We start from the raw sequence: 11944 nt of genomic DNA, 5'->3' as shown, positions 1-11944 counted from the left end.
GTTTCCTCCGCTCCTTATCTTATCAAAATTTAATCTTTTTTGCCATTATCGTCTTTGGCTTCTTCTTTTTTACGGGCAGGCTCTGCTTCTTTCTTTTCTTCTTTTCCCAGTTCAGACTTTTTATCTTTATCCTGATCCTTATCTAACCTGACTGATGGCTCCTTGATAGCAAAGGTAAAATCGTAAGTCCGATCAGAGATCACTACATTGACAACCAACTGGTCCTTTTCTTTCTGGTATTGACTTTGGCCTTTATTAAAAGAAAATTGTCCACTATCAGCTAGCTTCTGGTCTTTTGTCAGCAAGGCTATAGCGTAAGCTTCCTGTCTTTCTTGCTGGGCTAAAAGATTACGCTGATGGGCCGTCTGACGATTGAGATAAAACTGCAACAGCAGACTAAAAACGGCAGCCATAAGCAGGACATAAAGCATGACTCCAGCCCTAATGTTCTTCTTCAACACGATAGATGTACTCTCTTTCTAGGCCATCTCTAAACTGCAGAAGCAAATGAACTATCTGACCTTCTTTATTTATTTGAGCAGCTTCTAGTCCATAAATCATGGGCTGATAACCACGGCCATTCCCATCTGTTTTTCTAAAATCATCGCTTCTAGACTTACCAAATGCAATCGACTTGCCATCTTGTTTGACATAAAGCTTATTTTGCTCGACTTTTTCAAAATGGCTCCGGGATAATTCTGCATCTAACTGGTCCGCAAACAAGAGCCACTCCTTGGCCTTAGTTTGCTCTTGATACTGAATCTCACTGGCTAGAAGCTTGGTCATTGCCTGGAAAACCAAGAGGCCACCACTGATGACCAAGAGGGCCACTAAGGCTTCCAGCAGGGTGAAGGCTGCTACTTTACCTTTTTTCAACATCAATCAATTCCTCCCCCTGATGGAATACTCGAATCTGATCCTTTGTTCTCTGAATCCGAATTTCAATGCCATTTAAGGAAAGATGGTCCTGCCCTGTTTGGAGGGCCATTTGGGCCACCCGCAGGACCTCTTCTTTTTGTAAAATGACAGCTGCTTCTTTGCGTGATTGCGTGATTTGACCTAGTAGCAAACTTGCAATTACAGCAAAAACTCCCAAAGCTAGTAAGGCTTCCAGTAAGATGGTCCCTTTAATTTGTCGTTTTCTTAAATTTACCATTTCCAATATAGAGTTGATAGGTCACCAGTCCTTCCTTGGTTTGAAACTGAACTTTACTAAGTGAAGAATTACCACCAGCCTTATCAAAATAGATCTGTGTAGATTCAGGTGCTTGGATTCCTTTGGGAATTGGAAGACGAGCATAACCGTTTGAAATCTCTTGACTAGATATTTCTAGCACCAGCTTTCTCTGAGAAGATACGCTAAGCTTCTGACTTTCCTGATAAAAATGCTCAAATTCTAAAAAGAAGATCTTTGCCTGAATCTGCTCAAAAGTAGCTTGAACTGAGCTTGATAGAGCCAGCAAGATAAAACTGCTAATCATCAAGACCAAGAGGCTTTCCAAAACGGTAAAGGCCTTAATTGGCAACTGCCTGAGTCTCACTATTTTTCTTACCATAATAAGCCTTGTAAGAGTCTGCTTGCTTTTGACTGATGTTCCCAGCTGCGACTAATTTGCTGAGGGTTGCTTGATCTCCTGTATTTTTGAGTTCATAGAGCTCAGCCTGGCTTTCAACCACCTTGACCACCGCAGCATTTCCAGTATCCGAAACAGCCTCTTTTTGCTTGGTTAGATTAGGGACGAATAAGAGCATAAGGACACTGATGATCAGAAGGACGACTAACATTTCCACCAAAGTAAAGGCTTTTACGCGTAAATTTTTTAATTTGTTCATAGATGAACCTCCATATTTTGATAAAGGGGCAATAGCATTGCCGCATACAGTAAGACAATCATCAAAGCTACAAAGACAAAGACTAGGGGCTGAATCAGATTCATGGTCCGATTGACCCTACCAAAAAATTCTTCCCAAGTCTTAAGGGCATAGATTTCTAGTTCGCTTCCCAGCTTAGATTTGACTTCCCCGTATTCGATGATTAGAGACAATTCCTTTTTGAAAAAAGGGTAAGAAGCAATTTTATCTGAAAATTCTTGACCGTTTTGTAAAGCTTGACCTAAATCTTGACCAATTTCCTGAAATAAAACCGAGCGTTGCTCTTGCATAATCTGAAAAATCTGACTGAGCTCCAAGCCTTGCCCAATCATATTGCCCCATTCACGCGCATAATAGGCGGTTAGGTAAATCTTTACAAAGGATCCAACAAAAGGCAGGCGAGCTAAGAAAGAGTATACAGGGATCCGTTTCTGGCCTTTGAAAATCAGATAAATCGCTCCTGTTAATCCAAGTAACATTAAGGCAGATAGTAGAAAAATAGTCGGCAAATGACCAATGAGTTGAGTTGCAAAATTTTGACTGCTGAGTTGGGGTAATAAATAATTTCTCAAGCCCATCATAATCAATACCAAAAAGCCAAGAAGCATCATGGGATAGGTCGCTACTTCAATTAACTTCTTTTTTACCTTCGCAAGATTATCCAGATATTCCTCTATTTTTAGCAAGGCAAGCGATAAATTCCCATGTAACTCAGCCAATGACAGCTGGGTTACTACCGCATCAGAAAAACCTAGACTAGCCATAATCTCTGAAAATGCTTGCCCATTAGCTAGGCCATGACGCATTTGCTGAACATAGTTTTGCTCCAAAAGAGCGCTTCGTCCTAAAAAATCCACAGTCTCAGCCAAATGAAAACCACTAGAGAATAAATTATTAAACAGTTCAATGACCTGCTTTTGCTTGCTAGTTCCTAATTTTTTCTGCTTCTGCTTGCTCAGGATGGATATGTCCTGCTGCAAGAAGTTGATCAATCTGCTGATTCCAGATGGTCGGCTCGTGTTCTTGGTAGTCGTCGTTGGCAAAGTCTATCACACCTCCTCCCCCAATCAAGCGCTGATAGCATATACCCTGTAAAACAATTTTTAGTTCCTCTTCGCTGACACCCAGCTCCAACAAACGCTCGTAAACTCCAGGAATGCTCTTAGCGTGAATCGTTGAAAAAACTGTAGCTCCCGTCAAGCTAGCTCGAACCACAGCTCTAGCAGTTTCACTATCTCGAATTTCTCCAATAATCAGCAAGTCCGGACGGTGACGCAGGGAAAGCTTAATCAGACTTTCATAGGTCAAACCAATCGTTTCATTCAGCTGTAGCTGAAGCATATCCTCTTGCTTGATTTCAACAGGATCCTCAATGGACATAACTTGCTGACCCTTAAATTTTAGCTGAGCTAATTGATGCATGAGAGTGGTTTTGCCACTCCCTACTGGTCCCGAAAAAAGATACAGTCCTCGATCCTTAAACTTCTCTCTCAGCTCAGGAAAATGAGTAAACCAAAACTTCAATTCTGTCTCTTCATCGTGCAAAAGTCGAATGACCAAACTTTCATAACCACGATAATCGCCTACTGTCGACAGACGAATTGACGTTTCCTTATCATCATAACGATAATCACAGGACCCCAGCTGACTGCGACGTTTTTCGCCTACATTCATCCCTGCTAGAAATTTAAAATGACTAATCACAGCAGCTAATTGGTCAAAATCATAAGTCTGTATGAAGCGTCGTTCATCACCAATCCGCATATAAAGTTCATAGCAATCATCCTTGGGTACAAAATAAATATCCTGAGCAGACTCTTCCTTAGCTTGCCGGACAATCGCCTGGGCAATTTCTTGAACCATAAGACCTCCCTCAAATAAATTTTATCGAAAAGTTTTTCAAGCCTTTCTTCAACTATTTATTCGTAAACACAACAAAAAAACCGATTAAATTTATCGGTTTTTTATTTTCTTTCTTTTATTCGGCATGATCGATGCTTCTCAAGCCCATTTTGTTTGGCATAACCCGGACGGTATTTGCTTTTTGGAATAACCTTTTCATCTTCCAACAAGATAATTGACCTATATTGCTGAACGTAGTCGTCGCATTCTTCACACCATCTCTGATCGTTTTCATTCCAAAAGACAGTCATCAAATCACTGCGACTCTTATATTCTTTAAATTCTGTTTCTAATTTTAGCCATTGAATTTTATAGAATTTCAAAGCATCATAGTACTTTTCAAACCGCTGTTCTTGAATAATATCATTTTCCCAACCATCTAAAAACCACCAGGGTTCAAAGTCCCCATACATTTCTACTACTCGGTACATATTTTCTTCCTTTGTACCGTATATTATATACAAAATCCTTTGATAATGAAACTAATTTGCTCATGGTTAGTTCTATATTTTAGACAAAATCAATGGAGATGCTTTATTTTATACTCTATTGTCAAGTAATCCAACTAAAATGGAGCATTTTCTCTCATCTTACAAATACCTATTCCTGATATTTTTAGGGTTCAACCAAGCTTATCTCCGATAAAAAAGAAACCCGTTTTTAAAACGAGTTTCTTTCATCTTATTCTGTTACTAGTGTTTCAGTAGACTCTACATCTTCTGGAGTCACCACAACTTCATCAATAATTTCTACTTCATTGATAGCTTGTGGCTCAAGGTTACGGTAGCGGGCCATACCAGTACCAGCAGGGATAATCTTACCGATGATAACATTTTCCTTAAGACCAAGCAGATGATCTTTCTTACCACGGATAGCCGCATCAGTCAGGACACGAGTTGTTTCCTGGAAGGAAGCTGCAGACAGGAAGCTGTTTGTCTCAAGGGAAGCTTTGGTGATTCCCATGAGGACTGGACGAGCTGTCGCAGGTACACCACCTGAGATAACTACATCACGGTTAGCATCTGTAAAGTCTGTAATATCCATAAGAGTTCCCATGAGAAGATCTGTATCACCTGGATCCATGACACGAACCTTGCGAATCATTTGACGAACCATTACTTCGATGTGTTTGTCTCCGATTTCTACCCCTTGGCTACGGTAAACTTTCTGCACCTCAGCAAGCAGGTAAGTTTCAACGGACAAGACATCACGAACAGCCAGCAAGTGCTTAGGTTGGATAGAACCTTCGGTCAAAGCCGCACCACGAGACACTTGGTCACCCACTTCAACTTTCATACGAGCTGTAAATGGCACCACATACTCACCTTCACCAGTTTGACCTTTAACAAAGACCTTCTTGGTACGAGTAGATGCATCTTCTTCGATAGCTGTAACCTCACCCTTGACTTCAGTGATGACCGCTTCCCCTTTCGGATTTCGGGCTTCAAAGATTTCTTGGACACGAGGAAGACCTTGCGTGATATCTGAGCTTGAAGCAACACCACCCGTGTGGAAGGTACGCATGGTCAACTGAGTACCAGGTTCCCCGATAGATTGAGCAGCGATTGTTCCGACTGCTTCACCCACTTCAACCGCATCACCAGTCGCCAAGTTAATACCATAACAGTGACGGCAGACACCGTGACGAGTGTTACATGTTAGAACGCTGCGGATTGTGACTTCCGTCACACCAGCATTAACCACTTGACGTGCCATATCCTCAGTTACAAGAACATCAGCAGGAACTAGGACTTCTCCTGTCTCAGGATGTTTAATAGATTTCTTAGTATAACGACCAACCAAACGTTCTTCAAGGGGTTCGATCATTTCCTTACCATCTGTGATAGAAGTGATAAGGAGTCCACGATCTGTTCCACAGTCGTCTTCACGGATGATAACGTCTTGAGCAACGTCAACCAAACGACGTGTCAGGTAACCAGAGTCGGCTGTCTTAAGGGCCGTATCCGTCATACCTTTACGAGCTCCGTGAGTTGAGAAGAACATTTCGAGTACTGACAAACCTTCACGGAAGTTAGACAAGATTGGCAATTCCATGATACGTCCGTTTGGCGCAGCCATCAAACCACGCATACCGGCAAGCTGTGAGAAGTTTGAGATGTTACCACGCGCTCCAGAGTCCATCATCATAACGATAGGGTTCTTCGGATCTTGGTTGGCAACCAAACGTTTTTCAAGTTTTTCACGGGCAGCACGCCATTCAGCAGTGACAGCATTGTAGCGTTCGTCGTCTGTGATCATACCACGGCGGAATTGTTTAGTGATTTGTTCTACACGTTTGTGTGATTCTTCAATAATCTCAGCCTTGTCTTCAACAACTGGAATATCAGCAATACCCACTGTCAAACCAGCCAGAGTAGAATGGTGGTAACCCAAGTTCTTCAAGCGGTCAAGCAGGGCAGATGTTTCTGTTGTACGGAAGCGTTTGAAGATTTCAGCGATAATATTCCCAAGATTTTTCTTCTTAAATGGTACATTCAATTCAAGAGCTTGGATGGCTTCTTTGATATCTTTTCCTGATTCTAAGAAATACTTATCTGGAACACCTTCAGTCAAGTTAGCATTGGTTGGCTCTTGCAGATATGGCAATTCTTCCGGCATAATCGCGTTAAAGAGAATTTTACCAACTGTCGTCATCAAAATTTTATGTCTTTGTGACTCGGTCCACGGTTTCGCCAGGCTATCGGTTGTAATACCTACACGAGTATGCAAGTGAACATAACCATTACGAAGAGCCATGACAGCTTCATCCATATCTTTGAAGACCATACCTTCGCCTTCGCGGCCAGCTTCTTCCATGGTCAAGTAGTAGTTCCCCAAAACCATATCCTGAGATGGCGTTACAACTGGTTTACCATCTTTAGGGTTCAAGATATGTTCAGCAGCTAGCATGAGGATACGAGCTTCTGCTTGCGCTTCTTCTGAAAGCGGTACGTGGATAGCCATTTGGTCACCGTCAAAGTCGGCATTGTAGGCTTCACAGACCAATGGATGCAGACGCAAAGCTTTACCGTCAATTAGAACTGGCTCGAAGGCCTGGATTCCCAAACGGTGAAGGGTCGGTGCGCGGTTCAAGAGCACTGGGTGTTCCTTGATTACTTCTTCCAGGATATCCCAGATACGCTCATCTCCACGTTCCACCAAGCGTTTTGCAGCTTTTACGTTTTGCACGATATCACGCGCAACGATTTCACGCATCACAAATGGTTTAAAGAGCTCAATCGCCATTTCACGTGGCACACCACATTGGTACATCTTTAGAGTTGGTCCAACGGCGATAACAGAACGTCCTGAGAAGTCAACCCGTTTACCGAGCAAGTTTTGACGGAAGCGTCCTTGCTTCCCTTTAAGCATGTGGCTTAATGATTTAAGCGGACGGCTACCTGGTCCTGTGATCGGACGACCACGACGACCATTATCAATCAAAGCATCTACCGCTTCTTGAAGCATCCGCTTCTCATTTTGAACGATGATACCAGGTGCATTCAACTCAAGCAAGCGCGCCAAACGATTGTTCCGGTTAATAACACGACGGTAAAGATCATTAAGGTCAGAAGCCGCAAAACGACCACCATCCAGTTGAACCATCGGACGCAAATCTGGCGGAATAACCGGCAGAATATTGAGAACCATCCATTCTGGTTTATTACCAGACTTATAGAAGGCATCTAAGACATCCAAACGACGGACAGCCTTAACACGTTTTTGTCCAGTCGCGGTTTTTAATTCTTCTTTGAGAACAGTAATTTCAGCTTCCAAGTCTACTTGTTTCAAGAGATCTTGAATAGCTTCCGCTCCCATCTTAGCTACAAATGAGCCTGCACCATACTCGCGCAAACGTTCACGGTACTCACGTTCAGTCATAATTGACTTGTGCTCTAGCGGTGTATCCTTAGGATCAATGACCACATAAGCCGCAAAATAAATGACTTCTTCCAAAGCACGAGGACTCATATCCAAAGTGAGTCCCATGCGGCTTGGAATTCCTTTAAAGTACCAAATATGTGAAACAGGTGCCTTCAATTCGATGTGGCCCATACGTTCACGACGAACTTTAGCACGGGTTACTTCAACACCACAGCGGTCACAAATAATTCCCTTGTAACGAATCCGTTTGTACTTACCACAAGCACATTCCCAATCTTTGGTTGGACCAAAAATAACTTCATCAAAGAGGCCTTCGCGTTCTGGTTTAAGTGTGCGGTAATTGATTGTTTCAGGTTTCTTCACTTCCCCATAAGACCATGAACGGACCTTGTTCGGAGAAGCTAGGGTGATTTGCATACTTTTAAAACGATTTACATCAACCACTATTTCTTACCTTTCTTCATTTTCTAGTCAGTGTGAATTCTTATTCTTTTCCTTCAGCTTCAAAGGCTGCTTTCGCTTCTTGAGCTGCTTTTTCGCGCGCTTTTTCAAGATCGTCAACGTGAATCACGTCATCGTCTTCTCCTTCGTCTAGGTCGCGCAGTTCTACTTCATTATCATCTTCGTCGAGAACGCGCATGTCCAGACCAAGAGATTGCAATTCTTTAACAAGGACACGGAAGGATTCTGGCACACCTGGTTTTGGAATTGGTTTACCTTTAGTGATAGCTTCATAAGCTTTCAAACGGCCGTTGACATCATCTGACTTGTAAGTCAGGATTTCTTGCAGAACGTTCGAAGCACCGTAAGCTTCCAAGGCCCAAACTTCCATCTCACCAAAACGTTGTCCACCAAACTGAGCTTTACCTCCGAGTGGTTGTTGGGTAACCATTGAGTAAGGTCCTACTGAGCGGGCGTGGAGTTTGTCATCTACCATGTGGTGGAGCTTGATCATGTACATGACACCGACAGATACACGGTTGTCAAATGGCTCACCTGTACGACCATCATAAAGAACGGTCTTAGCATCACTATCCATACCAGCTTCACGAACAGTATCCCAAAGATCATCTGAGCTAGCTCCGTCAAAGACTGGAGTTGCAATGTGAATACCCAAATTACGTGCCGCCATACCAAGGTGGAGCTCCATAACCTGACCAATGTTCATACGAGATGGTACCCCGAGTGGGTTCAACATGATATCTACTGGTGTTCCATCTGGCAAGTATGGCATGTCTTCCACAGGAACGATACGGGATACAACCCCTTTGTTTCCGTGACGACCGGCCATCTTATCTCCGACCTTGATCTTACGTTTTTGAGCGATGTAGACACGAACCAGCATATTAACACCAGATTGTAGCTCATCACCATTTGCACGGGTAAAGATCTTCACATCACGAACGACACCGTCAGCACCGTGAGGTACACGAAGCGAAGTATCACGAACTTCACGAGACTTGTCTCCAAAGATAGCGTGCAAGAGGCGCTCTTCAGCAGAAAGGTCTTTTTCACCCTTCGGAGTTACTTTTCCGACTAGGATGTCGCCTTCTTTAACTTCCGCTCCGATACGGATAATACCCATTTCATCCAAATTGCGTAGGGCATCTTCCCCTACGTTTGGAATTTCGCGGGTAATTTCTTCAGGCCCAAGCTTTGTATCACGTGTTTCTGATTCGTATTCTTCCAAGTGAACTGAGGTGTAGACATCGTCTTTCACCAGACGCTCGCTCATGATAACCGCATCCTCGAAGTTGTAACCTTCCCATGTCATGTAGGCAACGATTGGGTTTTGTCCCAAGGCCATTTCTCCATTTTCCATAGAAGGTCCGTCGGCGATAAAGTCACCTTTTTCTACGACATCGCCAACTTTAACAAGGGTACGTTGGTTGTATGCAGTTCCTGAGTTAGAACGACGGAATTTTTGAATATGATAAACATCAAGTGATCCATCTTCACGACGAACTTCAACCTTATCGGCATCTGCATAAGTGACCTTACCATCATGCTGGGCAATGACTGCAGCACCAGAATCGTGAGCCGCTTGGTATTCCATACCAGTACCAACATAAGGCGCTTTTGGATCAATCAAAGGCACGGCCTGACGTTGCATGTTAGCACCCATGAGGGCACGGTTGGAGTCGTCATTTTCCAAGAAAGGAATACATGCTGTCGCTACGGCAACTACCTGCTTAGGCGATACATCCATGTAATCTACTTGATCTGATGGGAATTCTTGGTTGTTACCTTGGTGGCGTCCCATAACGATAGGCTCTGCAAAACCACCTTCTTCATTAAGCTTAGAGTTTGCCTGAGCTACGATAAACTCATCTTCTTCATCAGCTGTCAACCAAACGATTTCGTTGGTTACGACACCAGCTTCACGATCTACCTTGCGGTATGGCGTTTGAATAAATCCATATTTGTTAAGGTGTCCATAAGAAGACAAGTTATTGATCAAACCGATGTTTGGTCCTTCAGGTGTTTCAATCGGACACATACGACCATAGTGAGTATAGTGCACGTCCCGCACTTCATAACCAGCGCGGTCACGTGTCAAACCACCAGGTCCTAAGGCAGACAGACGACGCTTGTGAGAAAGCTCAGACAGCGGATTGTGTTGGTCCATGAACTGTGACAACTGTGAAGAACCAAAGAATTCTTTAATTGCCGCAGTTACTGGACGAATATTAATGATTTGTTGCGGTGTGAGAACTTCATTATCCTGAACAGACATCCGTTCACGAACGTTACGCTCCATTCGAGAAAGTCCCAGACGAACTTGGTTAGCCAAAAGCTCACCAACCGCACGAATACGACGGTTCCCCAAATGGTCAATATCGTCCACACGACCGATACCTTCTGCCAAGTTGAGGAAGTAGCTCATCTCAGCCAAAATGTCAGCAGGGGTTACAGTCCGAACCTTGTCAGATGGATTCGCGTTCCCAATAATGGTCACAACACGGTCTGGGTCATTTGGTGCCACAACTTTGAACTTTTGAAGCTCTACAGGCTCTGTCAAAACAGCTGAATCATTTGGAATATATGTGATTTTGTTCAAACCATTGTCCAACTGCTCTGCAATACTGTCAATCACACTGCGAGTCATAAGAGTTCCCGCTTCAACAAGGATTTCACCTGTTTCAGCATCCACAAGAGGCTCAGCAATTGTTTGGTTCAGCAAACGAGTCTTGATGTTGAGCTTCTTATTAATCTTGTAACGTCCAACAGCTGCCAAGTCATAACGATGTGGATCAAAGAAGCGAGCTACAAGAAGTGAACGAGAACTCTCAGCAGTTTTAGGTTCACCTGGACGGAGACGCTCATAGATTTCTTTCAGAGCTTCATCTGTACGGGAATCCATAGGATTTTTGTGAATATCTTTTTCGATAGTATTGCGCACTAAGTCGCTATCACCAAAAATGTCAAAGATTTCATCATCACCTGAGAAACCAAGCGCACGAACCAAAGTCGTAAATGGAATTTTACGCGTCCGGTCAATACGAGTATAGGCAATGTCTTTTGAATCTGTTTCTAGCTCCAACCATGCTCCACGGTTAGGAATAACAGTTGATCCATAGCCGATTTTCCCGTTTTTATCGACTTTATCGTTGAAGTAAACACCTGGAGAACGTACCAACTGAGATACGATAATCCGCTCACCACCATTGATGATGAAGGTTCCCATTTCAGTCATAATAGGGAAATCACCAAAGAAGACTTCTTGTGTCTTGATTTCACCAGTTTCCTTGTTAATCAGACGGAAAGTCACAAAAATTGGCGCTGAGTAGCTAGCATCATGAATCCGTGCTTCTTCCAGCGTATATTTTGGTTCCCTAATTTCATAACCAACAAATTCCAGCTCCATAGTGTCGGTAAAGTTTGAAATTGGAAGTACATCTTCAAAAACTTCCTTCAAACCATGATCCAAGAAGTCTTTAAAAGAATCTGTTTGAATCTCAATTAAGTTAGGTAAATCAAGAACTTCCTTAATTCTTGAAAAACTACGACGGGTACGATGTTTCCCGTATTGAACGTCATGTCCTGCCAAGTTTTTACTCCTTTATAGTAAGATACATAGCCCATCAACAAAGCTTAAAGAAATTCCAGATTTTGAATTGATAAAGAAATGAATCTTTTCTAACCAGGAACTTCTTACCAGCTCTTTTAGGGCGAGTTCAATTAAATCTTTTCAGAGGCAATTCCTCTATTCTGTTTTGTCAAACTGCAAAACAGCTACAATCAGTCCCTCTTGTTTAATTTTCAGAAAAATTAAATTATGATT

At 42.9% G+C, this 11944-nt stretch carries 10 protein-coding genes; all 10 read right to left on the bottom strand.

Annotation, left to right across the window (positions count from 1 at the left end; translation table 11 throughout):
• Nucleotides 1-29 precede the first annotated feature (29 nt).
• The 10 genes from comGG to rpoB all read right to left on the bottom strand — a co-directional run bounded on the left by comGG (nucleotide 30) and on the right by rpoB (nucleotide 11710).
• Nucleotides 30-461, bottom strand: coding sequence for a competence type IV pilus minor pilin ComGG (gene comGG / locus HMPREF3108_RS03515; protein WP_070493311.1), 432 nt, complete (start codon nucleotides 459-461; stop codon nucleotides 30-32).
• Nucleotides 442-879: a competence type IV pilus minor pilin ComGF gene (gene comGF, locus HMPREF3108_RS03510; RefSeq protein WP_061603431.1), complete on the bottom strand. Its 438-nt coding sequence runs from the start codon at nucleotides 877-879 to the stop codon at nucleotides 442-444. The genes comGG and comGF overlap by 20 nt, the downstream gene beginning before the upstream one ends.
• Entirely contained in the window at nucleotides 863-1156 is a 294-nt protein-coding gene (comGE, locus tag HMPREF3108_RS03505) for a competence type IV pilus minor pilin ComGE (protein ID WP_061597051.1), read from the bottom strand. The genes comGF and comGE overlap by 17 nt, the downstream gene beginning before the upstream one ends.
• The gene (gene comGD / locus HMPREF3108_RS03500; protein WP_070493308.1) at nucleotides 1128-1556 is read right to left on the bottom strand and encodes a competence type IV pilus minor pilin ComGD; all 429 of its coding nucleotides are present in this window, start codon (nucleotides 1554-1556) and stop codon (nucleotides 1128-1130) included. The genes comGE and comGD overlap by 29 nt, the downstream gene beginning before the upstream one ends.
• Nucleotides 1516-1833, bottom strand: a complete 318-nt coding sequence (comGC, locus tag HMPREF3108_RS03495) for a competence type IV pilus major pilin ComGC (protein WP_070493306.1) — start codon at nucleotides 1831-1833, stop codon at nucleotides 1516-1518. The genes comGD and comGC overlap by 41 nt, the downstream gene beginning before the upstream one ends.
• On the bottom strand, nucleotides 1830-2864 hold the full coding sequence (gene comGB, locus HMPREF3108_RS03490) for a competence type IV pilus assembly protein ComGB (protein ID WP_070493303.1): 1035 nt from the start codon (nucleotides 2862-2864) through the stop codon (nucleotides 1830-1832). The genes comGC and comGB overlap by 4 nt, the downstream gene beginning before the upstream one ends.
• Nucleotides 2797-3735 (bottom strand): competence type IV pilus ATPase ComGA, encoded by a 939-nt coding sequence (gene comGA / locus HMPREF3108_RS03485; RefSeq protein ID WP_070493299.1) that lies wholly within the window; start codon nucleotides 3733-3735, stop codon nucleotides 2797-2799. Before comGA ends, comGB begins: the two co-directional genes overlap by 68 nt.
• A gap of 101 nt (nucleotides 3736-3836) precedes the next feature.
• Nucleotides 3837-4205 (bottom strand): DUF1033 family protein, encoded by a 369-nt coding sequence (locus HMPREF3108_RS03480; RefSeq protein ID WP_048777267.1) that lies wholly within the window; start codon nucleotides 4203-4205, stop codon nucleotides 3837-3839.
• 250 nt (nucleotides 4206-4455) lie between these two features.
• Nucleotides 4456-8103, bottom strand: coding sequence for a DNA-directed RNA polymerase subunit beta' (gene rpoC / locus HMPREF3108_RS03475; RefSeq protein ID WP_048777268.1), 3648 nt, complete (start codon nucleotides 8101-8103; stop codon nucleotides 4456-4458).
• Nucleotides 8104-8143: 40 nt separating this feature from the next.
• Complete coding sequence (gene rpoB / locus HMPREF3108_RS03470; RefSeq protein WP_045634166.1) at nucleotides 8144-11710, bottom strand: DNA-directed RNA polymerase subunit beta; 3567 nt, start codon at nucleotides 11708-11710, stop codon at nucleotides 8144-8146.
• Between the last annotated feature and the right edge of the window lie 234 nt (nucleotides 11711-11944).

Source organism: Streptococcus sp. HMSC10A01 (assembly GCF_001807785.1).
Taxonomy (GTDB): Bacteria; Bacillota; Bacilli; order Lactobacillales; family Streptococcaceae; genus Streptococcus; species Streptococcus gordonii.
The sequence above is the reverse complement of the archived record's forward strand: the minus strand, read 5'-3'. Positions and strand labels throughout refer to the sequence as shown.

Bases quoted from the DNA above. Each gene is read 5' to 3' on its own strand.
- comGF (WP_061603431.1), bottom strand. From the start codon at position 879: ATGTTGAAAAAAGGTAAAGTAGCAGCCTTCACCCTGCTGGAAGCCTTA.
- comGE (WP_061597051.1), bottom strand. From the start codon at position 1,156: ATGGTAAATTTAAGAAAACGACAAATTAAAGGGACCATCTTACTGGAA.
- comGD (WP_070493308.1), bottom strand. From the start codon at position 1,556: ATGGTAAGAAAAATAGTGAGACTCAGGCAGTTGCCAATTAAGGCCTTT.
- comGC (WP_070493306.1), bottom strand. From the start codon at position 1,833: ATGAACAAATTAAAAAATTTACGCGTAAAAGCCTTTACTTTGGTGGAA.
- comGA (WP_070493299.1), bottom strand. From the start codon at position 3,735: ATGGTTCAAGAAATTGCCCAGGCGATTGTCCGGCAAGCTAAGGAAGAG.
- HMPREF3108_RS03480 (WP_048777267.1), bottom strand. From the start codon at position 4,205: ATGTACCGAGTAGTAGAAATGTATGGGGACTTTGAACCCTGGTGGTTT.